Here is a 15434-nt window from a genome sequence, read left to right as displayed (position 1 = left end):
TTGTGATTTACAACGCAAACCACATATCATATAATAGGAATATATACAAATATTTTCAATAACTGTATTGCTGTATATTAGCACAATTTTGATATGTGAGGATATTATGAATAATAGAGATAATTATTTTAATAGAAAAGGGCAAGAGAGTTTTGTGGATATTTTTAAAAAATCGGATATTAAAAATGGACAAAATTTTCCCAGACATTGGCATGAACATTTACAAGTTTATTACTTTATTAGCGGAACAGCTAAATTAGAGTGTGGTAAAAATAATTTTGAAGTACAAGCTAATGATTTAGTCATTGTAAATCCTAATGAGTTACATTATTTAGAAAGTACATCAGATAATTTGGTTTTTTATACTATAAGATTTGAACCTTCCTTTCTTTTCAGTAATCATGTGGATTTATTGCAAACAAAATATTTAACTCCCATTACTTTAAATAGAATTGAATTTAACAATTTAATTCAAAACAACACAGAACTAACAGAACTAGTAAAAAAAGTCCTAATGGAATACTTCAATAAAAAAATAGGTTACGAATTGGCAATAAAAGGTTACATTTATTATTTAGTAGTTACACTGTTAAGAAACCATGTTCAACATATTCTTACACAATCAGAATTAGATGATAAGGAAGCTACTCTTATAAGATTTCAACCTGCATTTGAACTGATTGAAAAGAAATATAATGAAAAAATAACATTATCTAAACTGGCAAATACGGTAGGATTAAGTGTTCATCATTTTTGTCGTAGTTTCAAACAATTAACGGGAAAAACTACAACCGATTATATAAACAATATACGTCTAGACAAATCAATTTACTATTTAAAACAAACAGATTATAACATCACAGAAATTGCTTTAATGTGTGGTTTTGAAAATGGTAATTATTTTAGTCGAATATTTAAAAAATATCATTCCACCTCGCCTAGTCAATATCGAAATTTGTATAAAAATTTAGCCGTAACTCCAAAAGAATAAGTGGTTACGGCTAAATTATTCTATTTATACAATCTTCCAGTTACTATCTTTACGGAGAACAAGTTCATACTGCGATACCTGCGTAGCCTTTGTCTGATTATCAAGGAATTTTACGGCAACCTTGACTTTCACATTGTCCCCGTCCCTTGTAAATACTGGGTTTACCAATTCGGAATAAAGGTAGTCCCTGCCGATAGGTTCAATCACATTCCCAGATACATAGTAGGCAAGCTCTTTTTCTGTGGCTGTTGGATAGAGCTTAAAGAATGTTTCCAGAAAAGCGGTAGCGTCATTGACAGTATCAGCGTCTACACTTGCGTCTGCTTCTGGTGTCTTAGGCTCATAGTCTGATTTTTCGATTACTGGTGCAAGGGTAGGGTTCTGAACGATTACCATATCCCCGTCAGCGTCCACATGGACTTTTACAGTATAGGTTGCTTTCACATTGCTTGTCTGTTCTCCCTCTTTTATCTGCTGATCTACTTCGTAGATAGCAGAAAAAGTGTCCATTCCCGACTGTTCAATACTCCATACAATCACATCTGTAACTGTGGAACTAGTCGGTATGTCTGTTCTAATGGTATCTATATTCAAGTCCTGCAATTCCTTTGTCAGATAACCGTTGATTGCCTGCGTCCTTGCTTCGATAGCTTCTTTGCTGTTATTCCATGTGTAATAAGACTTCGCAAAATTCTTCACGAAATTTTCAATCCCGTTGGTGTCCTGCAAGCGAAGTTCAATGATTTCTTTTTCATGGGTCGTGTGCTGGTCGATAGCCGTAAAATTCTTATACACCCCAAAACTCACGCTTGCGATAAGCACCACCCACAACGCAATCACGGTTTTCTGATGTGTGCCTACCTTGACAGTACGCACCTTTCTTTCTTTTAGTTCTTTGATAGTTTCTGTCTGTTTCTTATTCTTCTTAAACATATTTTTCAAGTCCTTTCTATTGTTTTACTCGTCCTGCACCGATTAAGTGCTGTTGCCAGTAACTACTACTTAGGTCTGCATATCCTATCGGGTCGCCTGCATGGTACATCTGATTATTTCCTACATAAATGCCGACGTGGGTTACATACGAACCAGCGTTATAGGTAGAATGGAAAAATACCAAGTCCCCAGCTTTTGCTTGCGAGAGTGGAAGATGTTGGGTAGCGTCATACTGTGCTTGTGCTGTTCTCGGTAAGGAGATACCAGCTTTTCCATAGCACCATTGCACAAGTCCGCTACAATCAAAGGAAGTGTTCGGATTACTGCCACCATACACATACTTCCAGCCTTGATATTTCAACGCTTCATTCATAATCGCTTGTGCCGTTGCATTATCAAAGTGTGCCACGGTCAGATATTGATTGACTAATTCCACATAGAACATATTTCCATAGCCATACCGCCAGCCCCCATTCTTTGCAACGGCTATCGGGTTGGTGTAGGTTACTTTCTTTCCACCCGACTTCTCACGAGCGAAGCTCTCTGCAAGGTTAAAGGTGTGTTTCTTTCCTTTTCCTGCCACATATCCCACATAGCCGCCGCCATAGTTATAGGACTGTATCGCTACATTCAAATCGTCGATACCTTGATTTTTGCAGGAAGAAAGCAGGGACGCAAAATATTTACACCCCTGCTTGATTGAGCTTTCCGTATCTAAGGAATTAGGCGGTAGTCCCAGACTTTCCGAACTCTGCATAACATCTTCTGCCGTACCGCCACTTTCTACTTGAATGATAGCCAATAGCACATTGACATACTCGGAGATACCGTTTTCTCTGGCGTACTTTTCCACCATAGGCTGATGTTTCAAGACTTCTGCGGATAAGTTCATACCCGTAATGCCAGAAGAAAAATTGCTATTCTCGTCGTCGCTGTCCGCACTAATTAACACACCAAAGAAAAGCACCAGAGAAAAGAGGATAGGAAACAGAGTGCCAATGAGAGCGATATGTTTCAGTTTCATTTTTTCTTCTGTCCTTTCTTCATCACAAGGTTACGAGTTTTCTCTGTTGTCTGCTGGTTCTTTTGGACGGTTTGCGTCTGCTGAACCTTTGTCCTACGGTCTTTGGTGTAATTCTGGCGTGTTTCCTGTGATACCATTTTTTCTACATTTTGCCTATGTGCTATCTGTGCCGACTGGGTCGCTTTCTTATCAGAAGCACCAGAAGATAAAGGACGCTCTTTGATAACATTTGTCTTGACTGGTTCACTTGCTTTTGAAGTGGTCGCTGTGGCAGGACGTTTGACTTCCTGCGTTTTTTCCGCACTCGGCTTTGAAGCTGTGGCTGGTCGCTCATGGGGACGGGTAGCTCCCGTTGTCGCTGATCCGTCAGCCTTTCGCTGTGCCTGCCTTGCTTCTTGTGCCTTTTGAAGCTCCATACGCTTGTCAGCGATATTTTGTCTATGCTGTTCCTGCTTTTCCAATCGTCCCGTCTGTCTGGACTGCTGTTCCTGCACCATGCCACGCTTGAAGTCGGACACGCTGGACTTTGCCTTTTCCTTTGCGGAATACACCGCATAAGCGGTCTGTGTCGGCATATCTTTGATATTCTCTTTGACAGCGTTTGCTTTGTCTTTCACTTTATTTTTCGTATCTAAGACAGCACCTACTTTTGAACCTGCACGCTGTCCCATGCTGGAAGTGGTATTGCCCCGATTTTCTTTAGAAGCTGTATTTTTTCTTTCAGCTCGTTTTCCAGCAACGGCACTTCCAGCCACCGCACCAGCGACACCGCCCGAAATACCGCCAGCACTTACCGCCCTTGCAATACGGTGTTCCATACGCCTAGCCCTATGTCGCATAAACAGATACGGTCTGCGGAAAATTCTTCGTCCCATGCTTTGACTATCATTAGCGTTCAAAGAGAACATACTCATTAAGTCGCCCAGCTTCATATAGATACCAGCGAAACATACTATCTGCAAGAACGCCACCATGAAAAATGGATAGTCTGTGGATATGTTATAAAACATACTGGAAATACTGAACGCCACCGTTACAATGAGCGTTATTCCTGCCCGTGTCATAATGGTATTAAACACCCTCACGATTGCCTGCTTTGCCATGCTTTCATAGCTCGGTATCATGGAAAGTAAAAAGCTGATAGGTAAAAACATTGCAAAGATAATAAAAAGTATCTGGCTGAACAACATCATGCCCGTAAGCAAGAATACAAATATTGTTATCCCTAAATTGAAGAACAGTAGGAAGAACACCATGCCTAAACGGTTTACCACCTGCGGTATTGTCAGATTGTTGTTGTCGTTGTCCTCTATTTCTGTTTTCACGACTTCCTCTCTGGTTTTCCCGTCCTCGTCCTCTGGACTTGCCGATACAAGAGCTTCTACACGGTCTGTCCCGATTTCCTCTGCGTTGCTGTTTCCAAATTGCAGAAGTAGCCACGGCTGTTCCACTTGAATAGAAAATAAGCTGTCCCGTATCAAGTCCACGCTGTCCTTGCCCTCGCTTTCAGAGTTGGGGAGCATGATTTTTGTTCCCAAATCAAGTGAAGCGGTACTGATGTCTGATGAAAATTCATTTATCTTCTTGATGTAGTCGGGAGCATAGGCGATAAACGAAGCGGACAACACGAACACTACCACAAAGTTAATAACAGCGTGAAGTGCCTTACTGGTTTCCCGTTTGATAAGTCCCGTATAGGCAACATAAAGTCCTACCACCAAGATAATGAGAAGCAGAAAACCAACATAGAAGCCCGTAGAAGAAAAGCCGTTTTGTGTTACGCCTGCAAGGGTCTGTATGCTTTTCCCGATACTGTCTGCCATATCGTTGATGAAGTCCAGCTTATAGGCTTCCTGCACCACATAGCCCGTGGCATTGCTTAAATAAAGGCTTATCGTCCAGACAAAGTTGGTAATACAGTAAAGCCCGTACTGCACCGATTTTCCGATACCGTCCAGCCAGTTCCACGGAAGCCACGACCAGCTATTATCCACATAAAAATCAAGCTGGTAGTTGGAAAGGGGGTATTTTGAGTAAAGATTTTCTGCGTTTATGGTATCGTCCACAAGCCCCGTCGCATGAGCCACCGTCCCCAAAAGTGAAAGCAGGATAAGGGAGAGTGCCACGACAAACAGAGCCATTTTGAGAAAGTGGAAAATCTTCTTTTTTGTGAACGCACCTTTTATCCTTTCTTTCATCACTCCACCTCATTTCTCTATACGGGCGGTCTGGTATCAAAGGCGTGCAACAGTTCTTCAAAGACTGGGTGTATCTGCACCACACCGACACGCCCGTATAAGTCCTGCAATAAGCATTGTCCGTTCTCCAAATCACGAAGCCGTTTCTGGTTGTTCTCGTCGTCCTTGTCGATACCGAAAAATTCTAAGGTCTGCTTTATCTCGTTAATGTCAGTAGAACGAAAGGCAAATTTCAAGCCGATATTGTTTTTCAGACTTTCCTTTGACACGTCCCCAGAAGATTGTGTAACGAAATAAACGCCTGCCTGCATAGCTCGCCCAGCACGAACCAGCTTATTTGATAAGGTTTCGCCTTGTGCTACATTTAAGAACGCCCACGCTTCATCAAGGTCTACAATCTTAAAAATGCTTCTGTCGCTGTGAATGAAGTCGAGTGCAAAGGTACTAATCACAATCAGCATAGACACCGACAATAATTCAATGGTCGTGTATTCCTCAAAAGTGGTATCTTTATCTGGCAGTACAAGGTCTGCTACTTGAATGATATTGAGCTGGTTATCCAGACTGATTGCATTTTCCACCGTACCGTCCGAAAACAGCAGATGTGCAAAGTCGTAGTCTGTGAAGCTGTCGATATGGTCTGCAATATTTCTTGATATGGGCGTATCTTCACGGCGAAGCTCGTCTATCACATGGAGTAAGCCCCGACTGTCGCTCTGGGTAACGGAGCGTACCGCCTTACGAAGTACGGGGAATTTTTCGCCGTCCCTAGAGGAAATACCCGTAAGGAATGTTAAGATGTCGATTGCCAGACTTTCAGCGTCTTTTACATTCTTCATAATCACAAACGGGTCAAGAAGTCCTGCATTGTCCTTGTCGCTGGTAAGATTTACGATATTGATTTCATGGGCTATCTCTGGGAGCGTTTCTTTCCAGTTGCCACGCTCGGCTTTGGGGTCTAAAATGACTGCTTGACCGCCAAACAACACCGAATAATACACCAGAAGATTGTTGCAGAACGACTTCCCACCGCCAAGAGAACCGACGAAAGCAGACGCAAGGGCGTTGGTAACTGTACCTTTTACGCCCTGCGAAGCCAAAGACGGTTGCAGGTACACATTTCTTCCCGTATCAACGGAATAGCCCATATAGATACCCGTAGTTTCTCCTAACTGCTGGGTCGCTCCAAAACCAAGCCCAGCCAAGAAGTCTGATTTTACATACTGCACATAGTCATTGATATATCGCTTGCTGGCAGGAAAAAATTCAGAATGAAGCCCCAGCATATCCCCAGCAGGACGCACCAGCTTTACATTGAGGTCGTCGTAAAAGTCTTTGACTTCATCACAACGGCGTTTTAATTCGTCCAAATCATCAGCCGATACACGCACTACATAAGAGAGCTTATACATACTTTCTTTGCTCTGGTCTAAATCCGTTTCCAGCTCGTCCACGCTGTCTAATGCGTCCACCACATTTGAGCTGGTTTCACTTCCTGCTTGATAAGCGTGATTGTCAAGGTCTTTCAATTCCTTTTTCTTATTTCTTACTGTGGTAAGAGCCTTTCTGTTCTCCACGATTTCTACATTCATAGAAGTATCAACGGGGAATGTGAATTGCTGTTGCTGGAAATAGAAGATTTCAGACGACGGGAAATCAAGCTCCCCGACAATCGCATTGACGGTAAAGTAGGATACATAGCTTTCCTTGTCCTCATGCTCCAATCGTAAATACCGCTGGCTTTCCTCAATCACACACCTTGTCGGACGAATAAGGTCGTAGTATTTTATCAGCGTTTCTTTGTTCAATTTTTTCTTTGGTAGCTGGTACTCATAATCTTCATAGGCGATACCGTCCCTGCCGTAAAGATGTTCCATGAGATACCCAAAATCATTGATTTCCAAGCGACGCACCTTAAAACGCCTTGATATTTTATTTTCCAGTAACTTTTCCATTTTCATGTAACGGTTGATTTCATCATTCGGCATGGAAACAAAATCATTCATCAGCGTGTGGTTCACTTCATGGAGAAATTCCGTAAACGTCAGCCACGCCGATTTTTTGATGTTCTTCAGATTGAGCTGTTCTTCCGTAACCATGAGCTTAAAGCCAAGAAAAAAACGGTAGTCCACTTGATTGTCCCCAATCATAGATACTAACGCTTCGGTCTGTTCGTCTATCTTCTGATAGGCAACTTCCTTTAATTTTCCAGTTACCAGTTTCTTTGACTGTTCCTGCATACTTCGTATGGAGCTTTCTGTGGCAATCTGCAAGGCATGAATTTTACCCTCACGGGACTGTGCGATAAGCTGGCGAAAGCTGTCATGCACGATAAATTTCTGCTCTGCGGATAGGAAAGAATAGTTATACGGTATCAACTCATAGTAAGCGAACACCTCATTGTCCTTGTTCCAGACAAGGTTATTGTCAATATATTTTATCGGGAACATAGTTCACACTCCTTACTGCCGTGATTGTTTCATTCAAGGTCTGCTTATGCAGTTTTACGGCTTTTCCTGCATAAGTGATTTTAGGTCGCAGGGCATAGGTTATCTGTGATTTCAAAAAGCTGTACGGCTTCTTTCCGTCAAAAGTTTTCTGCGACATAAACCAAGTGAGAGCAACGGGAATACCAAAATATTTGAGAAATGCTCCCTCAATCATGGAAAGTGGGGGAATATCCCCAAACAGAATGATGATAAATTCTGTAATCACAAACCATGTAATCTGCGTAAAAGTAACGGGAAAGGGCAAGTTAAAGTCATTGATTGCATACAAGACTTTTTCCACGTTCCAGATACCCGTATAAGATTTAATCTTTTTCAAGTTCTTTCAGCTCCTTTCAAAATAGAAAAGGACAGCCATGTTTCAGACTGTCCCTTAAAAGAGAAATACGCTGTCAGTAGCAACAAAGCTTGTTGCTGATCTTCCAGCGTTAATATGGTATCTCGCACATACCTCGGCTTGTTTCAATAAAGCAACCGCCCATATCCAAATCTCGCCCGTAGGCTTCATAGTCAATGTAATTCTGTAAGCTGGGTGGAATATCCCCAAGTGCCTGCAATTCGTCTATGTAGTAGTAGGCAACGTCTGTCATGGTTTCACAGTCGGGATAATAATAAATATCGTCCTTGTGTTCCACGACTTCTTCCAGCGTCCCGTAGTGGTTGATAAATTCGTCCAGACACTCTACGATATAGTCGGGAAGTTCCTCTATCATTTCATACATCTCATTGAGTTCTTCAATGGAAACATACTCGCCAATCGCAATGGGAAAGTTATCGGTATCATGGATAGCGTATTCCTCATATTGTTCATTCAAGCCGATTTTTTCTTTCACATCTTCCTCGTCAATAGGAAACGTGAACCAAGCACCGACTAAATAGCCCTCATTGTATTTGCCAAGATTAGCAATGTAAACCGCCATATCATCAATCATAAGCACCACCTCATTTCCTACTCTGGCAGTTCAAAGATACCGTGTTCTGTTACTAAAAATTTCCCGTGTTCCTGCAAGTGAGAAGCGTAGGCTTCAAAATCGAAATAGTATTCTTGACAGTCCTCAGATAAATGTTTGAACGTCGGGTCGTTCATCAGCTTTTGCCTTGCAACATCTATCATGCTTTTGCAGTCAGGATAAACTGTAATCATGTTTCTGCAAATATAAAGTGCTTCTAAATTTTCATACACCGTAAGAAGTGCTGTATATTCTTCCTGCATATCGGCTGGTAGCTGACGGTACATAAAATCTAGTTCGTTGAGCTGGTACACGCTTGTATGTTCGTGGACTTCATCAGCAAAGGGCAGTACCTTTTCGATAATGCGGTAATCCCCACTTTCTGCACCGACACCTAACTTTTCTTCAAACTCGGCAACATCTATCGGCAGGTCGAACCAGTATGATATTGTTTCTTCGCCAGTTGTTCCTTTCGTTTCCACCAGCACCCTTGTTTCCTGCATTGTTCCTCACGTCCTTTCTGTTGTTTCATCACATCTTTTAAGGTTTGGTACGACATACCAAACACATACTTTGAAAAATCTTCTAACTGTCTTTCTTCATAGTCGGCAGGGTTCAGTCGTTTCATTTCATGCCACACCTTACGCTTGTAAGAGGGCAGGTCGGAAATGTATTCACAGCCGACTTTTGCCTGCATATCCTTAAAAATATCGTTCATGTCATCACTCCAATCTGATTTTAGGTAAGAAAAAAGCAGTCAATCCTAAGACTAACTGCTTTGTGTGTAGGGATATGGAATTTTTAAAATGGAAATTCACAATATTAATTGAGAGGCAGAAGCTTCTTCATTCTCACATTCTGCATAATCAATATTTTTTACATTTCTTTGAGTGGCATATTGAACAATTCGTTCTTCAATTATTTCATATATAGTTATTTTCCCACATTCAGGACATATTTTTGCTGGTACATTTGTGGCATGATATGTTGTGCCATTATAAACTACATCAGTTTCTGTTGTAATACTTTTTAACCATTTTCTACATTTTTGACATCTAAACATAATCGCTCTCTCCTTTAACTTCTAAGTGAACAAAATCGCTGCGCGATGGCCTGCCAAGGCTGTGGTGCAGTTTCTTATTAGTTTTCCAAAAAAGCAGTGACAGGATTGTCCCAAGATAGTATTGTTTAAGTACCACCAAAAACAAACTTCGAATACGGGCTTAGTTCCCTACCACTGCCTATGAAAAGAATACCATTTTTACACCGTTTCTACAAGCGGTTTTATCAAGCAAATGCTCCTCCGTAAAGGTATGTGGAACTTATATATTTTCATTTATTTTACGGAGGATATTTTATGTACGAAGATATTTATAATCAAATCAAACTTGCTGCGGAAAAGAAAAATTTAAAACCATCCACAGTTAATGCCTACTGTCATACGATTAGACATTTTTTAGATTATACAGGGAAACCATGGAATGAACTAATTATTGATGACGCGGATGCTTTTTTAACCGCAAAAAGGTTATCTGGAGTCATGCCGGAAACTTATAATCATTATTATTCTGCTATACGTTTTATGTATAAAAGAATCTTAAAACTATACTGGGATGAAGATGAAATCTCCCGCATGAAACGTGACCGGGCTCTTCCTGTTATTCTGTCAAAGGATGAAATCAATTCTATTCTTGATGCAACTAAAAATCTGAAACATAAAGCAATAATTGCAACCATGTATTCCGGTGGACTTCGCGTATCAGAAGTGGTACATCTGCACTATGACGATATATCCAGAAGCAATAAGTCTATTCATATACGCAATACCAAAAACCGAAGAGATCGATATACTATTCTTGCCGACCGTACACTTGATTTACTTACAGAATACTGGTTTCAATGCGGTAAACCAAGGGGTATACTGTTTCCAAGTCAATGGACTCATAATTACCTTGATATTTCAAGCGTAAATCAATTCTTAAAAACAAGTGCAAAAAAGGCTGGCATTACGAAACATTTTTCTTCTCATACTTTTAGGCATAGTTTTGCAAGCCATCTTTTGGAAGCGGGGTGTGACATTAAATATATTCAAGCATTATTAGGACATACAGACCCAAAATCTACAGAAATATATCTTCATGTGAGTAACAAAACACTATTGGGAATTAAAAGTCCTTTTGACGTACAGGAGGATTAGGCATGGAAAATCCAACTGTACAGGATATATTTCACTCTTTTTATCTCAAATATCTGGACAGATATACACCTTCTGCGGAACAGGCAAAAGTTTCACATTGTATTATGAACTGCAAGACCGGAGCTTATGGCGCAAATGTCAGTGTTTGTGAAGATTGTGGCCATCTTCAGATTCACTACAATTCCTGCCGTAACAGATGCTGTCCTATGTGTCAGGCTCTTCCTACCGAAAAGTGGATGGATGCCCAACGGGAAGACGTTCTGGAAGCACCTTACTTCCATGTGGTATTTACAGTCCCTCAAGAACTGAATCCATTAATCTATTGTAACCAGAAACTACTGTATGATGCCTTGTATCATTCCGTCTCTTCCACGATAAATGAACTTGCTGAGGATGAAAAATATCTGGGTGCAAAGGTCGGATACATCTGCATCCTGCATACATGGGGATCTGAAATGAATTTCCATCCCCATATCCATGTCATTCTTCTCGGCGGTGGATTGACTGCTAAGAATCAGTGGCGTGATAAAGGTGAAGAGTTCTTTTTTCCTGTTAAAGTATTATCCAAACTTTTCCGTGGAAAATATCTGGATGAACTGAAAACTTTATGGAAAAATAAAAAACTTCACTTTCACGGAAGCAGTGAAAAATACCGAAATCACTATGCCTTCAAAGAGCTAATAAATATCTGCTATGAAAAAGACTGGATTCCACACTGTAAGAAAGCCTTTAACGGTGCACAGTCTGTTATTCATTACCTTGGTAAGTACATACACAGAATTGCTATCAGTAATCGCCGTATTATCCGCATGGATGAAAACACTGTCACATACTATGTGAAGGACTACCGTGAAGCTGGTAAATGGAAAGCACTGACTATTCCCGGAGTTGAATTTATCCGCAGATTCCTTATGCATGTGCCACCCAAACGCTTTGTCCGAATCAGACATTATGGTCTGCTGTGTACCCGAAGTAAAACCAAGCATCTTACACTATGTAGAAATCTTCTTGGCTGCAGGCAATATCTGTCTCGGTTGAAAAATATGGAAACAGCTCAAATATTGGAAACACTTTATGGAATCAAGGTTTCTGTTTGTAAATGCTGTGGAGGACATCTCGGAAACCCCCAACAACGGATACCTTTACGGATTTAAAACCCAATAATTAAATATTTTTACGAAGCCTCAGAAATGAGGTCTGTTTGTTGTGGGAAAATATCTTTTTCTATAAAGAAATCTGATATAATATTTTAATCAAAACAGTTTTTTTCTACAAGAGGAAAAGAATTGAAACTCCATATATTCCGGCTATCCGGACACGACTTTGTTCACTATAGAAAAATCGAAATTGGTGCAAACGATAGGGCAGTTTATCAGCAATCTATAAGCTGCTTTATCGTTTACGCCAACTTCGATTGGTTTCTAATCAATTTGCCGTTTTCTTCATATCCACATTATATCATTCCCATATATGTGCTGCAATATAAATTGCTATGCACCGATAATCTTATTAAACAGCTCTAACAGTACATCTTTCACACCGCCAGCGTTGAATACCAAACCGACAGCAATCAAGGCAACTACCAAGAAGCCGATAAGTTTGGAAAACTCACGCTTGAACCCTAAGTAGATACCGATAACCACGATCGCCATAAGCACTAAGCTCTGTGCATTTGATAAAAACCATTGATACAAATTTTGTCCGAAATTCATTTAATTGTCCTCACTTTCTTTTAATTGTTTCATTTCACAGTCAGCTTCTTTGCCGACATTCAAAATACACATCAAGACTACGCCGATACCCATTCCCATAGATACCAGCAGGAAGTCTTTTACTAATTCCCACATTTTTTATCACTCCTAACTTTCCACCAAATCTTTTGCAGAGGTTGTCTGCTGTTTGATTATCATTTCATGCTTTTCTGTGAGCTTTGCCTGCTGTTCGATTGTTTCCATGTAGTCTGTACCGTTTCCCTTATCAATCTTTTTCAGCATTTTCAAGGTCGGTGCTACCTGCCTTTGTACCCAACGCAATGTGCGGTCTAAGGTGTAAGGCTCTGGCTTTGTCGTCAGCTTCAAGCTCTGTCTGTTATCGCCAATAAACCAAGCCCAGCGGTCATTGAGCTTCCAGTCATTTTTTCGCTTGTCTGGTTCTTCATCAACAAACCGCACATACTGGTTGATGATAGAAAAGGCGGTCTGCTCTGCGTCATAATAGGTCAGCAAATCTCGTACTGCATAATAGGCACGTTCATTTCTAAGCCGTATCTCAAAACGGTTAATAATGTCGGCTTCTTCCAGCGGTGTCCCTAACTTGACGTACTGCTCATAGTCCTTTTCATAGATACAGAAATACACATCAGATTTCAGCGAACCAAGATAAAGGGTATGTCCCATATATTCTCTGTCCTCCTCTCTGTGCTTGATAAGCTCACCCGACTGGTAAAACTTATAGCTTCTGGACTTTCCGATATATTCCCGTTTCCTGCATTTTTCCGCAAGCTCTGGAATATCCAAAATGCCCGTATGGTCGTTGATAGCAAGGTCGATACGCTTCATCACGCCACCGTCTACCAATGCGTCCATGAGAAAGTCATACCAGCTTCTTTGCTGTGCCAGCAGGTAACTTTCAAACTGCCTGCAACCACGCCCCTTTAACTCTAAAAGGACACCTTTTTCTTCGTCAGCCGACGTATAGATAAAGATGTCCCCTAAAGAGTAATGCTCCGTATAGCTGTAACGCCCGTAATCTTCATGGAGCATATAATTGATATTCAGTTTTAATATATCTTTGATGATGTGCTGTATATCCAATGTGGGAAAACGAATTTTCACATAATCAAACAGCATGGTAAGTGGTGCTTCTGGATTGAACCTTACCAGTTCTTTGTGCAAAGTTTCCAAAAGCTCCTTTGACGGCTTCATTTTTCCACTTTCTATCTTATTGAGATATTCTCTTGTGATACCAGAAGCCACCGCCAGCTTTCCTTGTGAGATACCGTAAGCAATCCGTTTCTCCCGTAATTCTTTTATCCATTGTTCTTCATTCAGAACCATACCCCCAATCTGTCAAGTGTGAAGTTTTTTAAGGCGACTTCACAGCCGATTTTTGCTAGAAAATCATGCCAGAAGCCTTATGTTTCCTATGTTTTTTGTCTATTGTCTATTTGCAAACGTACCCCTCTGTTAGATACCGAGGGGTTTTACCTGCTGGCGTGGCTAACGCCACACCAGCAACGGCTAGTCCGTGCCGTCGCCTTTCGCTTCGCACGTCGCCGTCCCGTCCTGCCTTGCTTGTGCAAGAGAGCCGATAGTCTGCAAAAAATCATGTCCTTTCGGGACTAAAGGCGTATAAAATTCACTTATAACACTTGTTCCCACATCACAATAGCCACGCCCCTTGATACGCTTCTGGAAAAACTGCTTTTTCACATCTGAACCGAACAGCATACCGTAACCTAATTCGCTGATACGCCCAAGTCCCACACGGAAATTGAAGTTATCTCTGATACCGTCCGAGAAATACTTTGCGTCTGGACGCTGGCAGGCAACGATAAGGAAATAACCTGCTTGCCGCCCTAACATAACGATTTTCTTTAACTGGCTAAGTAGGCTCACGCTTTCTTTTGTCCCCAGCATTTCAAAAAATGCCACATATTCATCAAAGATAAGAAAGCAGGGTGGCAGTCCCAGATAGGCGTAGTTTTCGCCCGTCTTATAGTTCGGGTGTCGTTTCATTTCTTCACTTCGCTGTACCATGCCCTCATAAAAAGCATTGACGCAATCAATCATTTCTTCTTTGGTGTGATACACATTTTCCATAACTGTCCCCAAGTCCGCAAGGTCAGCGTTCTTCGGGTCTAAGATGTAAAGGACAGCGTTGGTATGCAGTAGGGCTTCAATGAGCGTCAGCAGAAAATAGGTTTTACCGCCACCAGTCCCACCAGCAATCAGAGCGTGAGGGAGTGCGTCATATTCCCAGACAAGATTTTTCATCAATCTAAGACAGCCGTTTTCTGCCCGTACTTCATCAATGGTAATGCGGTTCGCTATCATATCATAAAGCAGGGTATATTCGATATAGCCGTCATGCAGGGTCTTGTCGGTCAGTTCGCAATACAAGCCACTTTCCAATTTATCTTCTAACCGTAAAAGTTGGTCTTGATATTTCCCCAGCGTGATTTCACAGCGGATATGAAGCAGTCCCTTTTCCATTTGATAATAAATCTTTGGAAACCAGACGATTTTTTCCCTTGATCTGCTTTGCAGGTCAGTAAAAAAACCGCTGTCTTGTACGGTATCGGCTTCATACCACTTATTTTCCAGTATCATTCTCGCCAGCTTTTGACGGTGCAGGAGCTTCTTGAAATTGTCATAACAGAAGCGGTAATACAAAAAGGCGACCAATGCACAAACACCAGTCGCTATCAGTATGGTTATGAAGTTGTAAGGGGAGAGCGTCAAGCCATTCTCTAACAAGCTGAAATTTTCCCAATCGGTACGCATGAGCTGTTTCATATTCAATAGCAGGAGAACCGCCACGAATATAAACAGAAGCGTTCCTATGGAAAAGTGGTAAACAAGGTGTTTATCGCTGGCTCTGATACGGTGTCCTTTGTTCAAAATCTTACGCAT

At 41.2% G+C, this 15434-nt stretch carries 16 protein-coding genes; 3 read left to right on the top strand and 13 right to left on the bottom strand.

All coding sequences use genetic code 11. The features are described from left to right. The first annotated feature begins 106 nt into the window (after positions 1 to 106). Positions 107 to 991: an AraC family transcriptional regulator gene (locus tag BQ5364_RS05115; RefSeq protein ID WP_004612097.1), complete on the top strand. Its 885-nt coding sequence runs from the start codon at positions 107 to 109 to the stop codon at positions 989 to 991. Between the two features lie 24 nt (positions 992 to 1015). On the opposite strand, the gene BQ5364_RS05110 is transcribed toward BQ5364_RS05115, so the two are convergent. From BQ5364_RS05110 to BQ5364_RS05075, 9 genes are all read right to left on the bottom strand, one after another. After that, positions 1016 to 1924, bottom strand: coding sequence for a conjugal transfer protein (locus BQ5364_RS05110; RefSeq protein WP_071143789.1), 909 nt, complete (start codon positions 1922 to 1924; stop codon positions 1016 to 1018). Positions 1925 to 1940: 16 nt separating this feature from the next. After that, entirely contained in the window at positions 1941 to 2948 is a 1008-nt protein-coding gene (locus tag BQ5364_RS05105) for a bifunctional lytic transglycosylase/C40 family peptidase (RefSeq protein ID WP_071143788.1), read from the bottom strand. Beyond that, positions 2945 to 5146, bottom strand: coding sequence for a CD3337/EF1877 family mobilome membrane protein (locus BQ5364_RS05100; RefSeq protein ID WP_071143787.1), 2202 nt, complete (start codon positions 5144 to 5146; stop codon positions 2945 to 2947). The genes BQ5364_RS05105 and BQ5364_RS05100 overlap by 4 nt, the downstream gene beginning before the upstream one ends. 17 nt (positions 5147 to 5163) lie before the next feature. Further along, positions 5164 to 7596: a conjugal transfer ATPase TcpF gene (gene tcpF, locus BQ5364_RS05095; RefSeq protein WP_071143786.1), complete on the bottom strand. Its 2433-nt coding sequence runs from the start codon at positions 7594 to 7596 to the stop codon at positions 5164 to 5166. Then, a complete protein-coding gene (locus BQ5364_RS05090; protein ID WP_004843362.1) occupies positions 7574 to 7972 on the bottom strand; it encodes a conjugal transfer protein in 399 nt (132 codons plus the stop codon). The genes tcpF and BQ5364_RS05090 overlap by 23 nt, the downstream gene beginning before the upstream one ends. 109 nt (positions 7973 to 8081) lie before the next feature. Further along, positions 8082 to 8585 (bottom strand): antirestriction protein ArdA, encoded by a 504-nt coding sequence (locus BQ5364_RS05085; protein WP_071143785.1) that lies wholly within the window; start codon positions 8583 to 8585, stop codon positions 8082 to 8084. Between the two features lie 17 nt (positions 8586 to 8602). Next, positions 8603 to 9106 carry an antirestriction protein ArdA gene (locus BQ5364_RS05080; protein WP_071143784.1) on the bottom strand — a complete coding sequence of 168 codons (504 nt, stop codon included), beginning with the start codon at positions 9104 to 9106 and terminating at the stop codon, positions 8603 to 8605. Beyond that, on the bottom strand, positions 9025 to 9321 hold the full coding sequence (locus BQ5364_RS17360; RefSeq protein ID WP_083382694.1) for a conjugal transfer protein: 297 nt from the start codon (positions 9319 to 9321) through the stop codon (positions 9025 to 9027). The genes BQ5364_RS05080 and BQ5364_RS17360 overlap by 82 nt, the downstream gene beginning before the upstream one ends. 96 nt (positions 9322 to 9417) lie before the next feature. Next, complete coding sequence (locus BQ5364_RS05075) at positions 9418 to 9666, bottom strand: YgiT-type zinc finger protein (protein ID WP_004612090.1); 249 nt, start codon at positions 9664 to 9666, stop codon at positions 9418 to 9420. Between the two features lie 294 nt (positions 9667 to 9960). On the opposite strand from BQ5364_RS05075, the gene BQ5364_RS05070 reads away from it, so the two are divergent. Further along, the gene (locus tag BQ5364_RS05070; protein ID WP_071143783.1) at positions 9961 to 10800 is read left to right on the top strand and encodes a tyrosine-type recombinase/integrase; all 840 of its coding nucleotides are present in this window, start codon (positions 9961 to 9963) and stop codon (positions 10798 to 10800) included. A gap of 2 nt (positions 10801 to 10802) precedes the next feature. Further along, positions 10803 to 11954: an IS91 family transposase gene (locus tag BQ5364_RS05065; protein ID WP_071143782.1), complete on the top strand. Its 1152-nt coding sequence runs from the start codon at positions 10803 to 10805 to the stop codon at positions 11952 to 11954. Between the two features lie 336 nt (positions 11955 to 12290). Here the strand turns inward: BQ5364_RS05065 and BQ5364_RS05060 are convergent, their stop codons facing one another. The 4 genes from BQ5364_RS05060 to BQ5364_RS05045 all read right to left on the bottom strand — a co-directional run bounded on the left by BQ5364_RS05060 (position 12291) and on the right by BQ5364_RS05045 (position 15434). Continuing rightward, entirely contained in the window at positions 12291 to 12512 is a 222-nt protein-coding gene (locus BQ5364_RS05060; RefSeq protein WP_002323342.1) for a hypothetical protein, read from the bottom strand. Further along, positions 12513 to 12647 carry a DUF3789 domain-containing protein gene (locus tag BQ5364_RS05055; RefSeq protein WP_022621433.1) on the bottom strand — a complete coding sequence of 45 codons (135 nt, stop codon included), beginning with the start codon at positions 12645 to 12647 and terminating at the stop codon, positions 12513 to 12515. A gap of 12 nt (positions 12648 to 12659) precedes the next feature. After that, positions 12660 to 13856, bottom strand: coding sequence for a MobT family relaxase (gene mobT, locus BQ5364_RS05050; RefSeq protein ID WP_071143781.1), 1197 nt, complete (start codon positions 13854 to 13856; stop codon positions 12660 to 12662). A 183-nt stretch (positions 13857 to 14039) separates the two neighbouring features. Continuing rightward, positions 14040 to 15434, bottom strand: coding sequence for an FtsK/SpoIIIE domain-containing protein (locus BQ5364_RS05045; RefSeq protein ID WP_071143780.1), 1395 nt, complete (start codon positions 15432 to 15434; stop codon positions 14040 to 14042).

It is taken from the genome of Coprococcus phoceensis, from assembly GCF_900104635.1.
Lineage (GTDB): Bacteria > Bacillota > Clostridia > Lachnospirales > Lachnospiraceae > Faecalimonas > Faecalimonas phoceensis.
This window is presented reverse-complemented; position numbering and strand designations above follow the sequence as displayed.

Excerpts from the sequence above, each read along its gene's own strand:
- BQ5364_RS05070 (WP_071143783.1), top strand. The coding sequence starts at position 9,961 with ATGTACGAAGATATTTATAATCAAATCAAACTTGCTGCGGAAAAGAAA.
- tcpF (WP_071143786.1), bottom strand. The coding sequence starts at position 7,596 with ATGTTCCCGATAAAATATATTGACAATAACCTTGTCTGGAACAAGGAC.
- BQ5364_RS05045 (WP_071143780.1), bottom strand. The coding sequence starts at position 15,434 with ATGCGTAAGATTTTGAACAAAGGACACCGTATCAGAGCCAGCGATAAA.
- BQ5364_RS05110 (WP_071143789.1), bottom strand. The coding sequence starts at position 1,924 with ATGTTTAAGAAGAATAAGAAACAGACAGAAACTATCAAAGAACTAAAA.
- BQ5364_RS05060 (WP_002323342.1), bottom strand. The coding sequence starts at position 12,512 with ATGAATTTCGGACAAAATTTGTATCAATGGTTTTTATCAAATGCACAG.
- BQ5364_RS05100 (WP_071143787.1), bottom strand. The coding sequence starts at position 5,146 with ATGAAAGAAAGGATAAAAGGTGCGTTCACAAAAAAGAAGATTTTCCAC.
- BQ5364_RS05105 (WP_071143788.1), bottom strand. The coding sequence starts at position 2,948 with ATGAAACTGAAACATATCGCTCTCATTGGCACTCTGTTTCCTATCCTC.
- BQ5364_RS05085 (WP_071143785.1), bottom strand. The coding sequence starts at position 8,585 with ATGATTGATGATATGGCGGTTTACATTGCTAATCTTGGCAAATACAAT.
- BQ5364_RS05080 (WP_071143784.1), bottom strand. The coding sequence starts at position 9,106 with ATGCAGGAAACAAGGGTGCTGGTGGAAACGAAAGGAACAACTGGCGAA.
- BQ5364_RS17360 (WP_083382694.1), bottom strand. The coding sequence starts at position 9,321 with ATGAACGATATTTTTAAGGATATGCAGGCAAAAGTCGGCTGTGAATAC.
- BQ5364_RS05075 (WP_004612090.1), bottom strand. The coding sequence starts at position 9,666 with ATGTTTAGATGTCAAAAATGTAGAAAATGGTTAAAAAGTATTACAACA.
- BQ5364_RS05115 (WP_004612097.1), top strand. The coding sequence starts at position 107 with ATGAATAATAGAGATAATTATTTTAATAGAAAAGGGCAAGAGAGTTTT.
- mobT (WP_071143781.1), bottom strand. The coding sequence starts at position 13,856 with ATGGTTCTGAATGAAGAACAATGGATAAAAGAATTACGGGAGAAACGG.
- BQ5364_RS05065 (WP_071143782.1), top strand. The coding sequence starts at position 10,803 with ATGGAAAATCCAACTGTACAGGATATATTTCACTCTTTTTATCTCAAA.
- BQ5364_RS05055 (WP_022621433.1), bottom strand. The coding sequence starts at position 12,647 with ATGTGGGAATTAGTAAAAGACTTCCTGCTGGTATCTATGGGAATGGGT.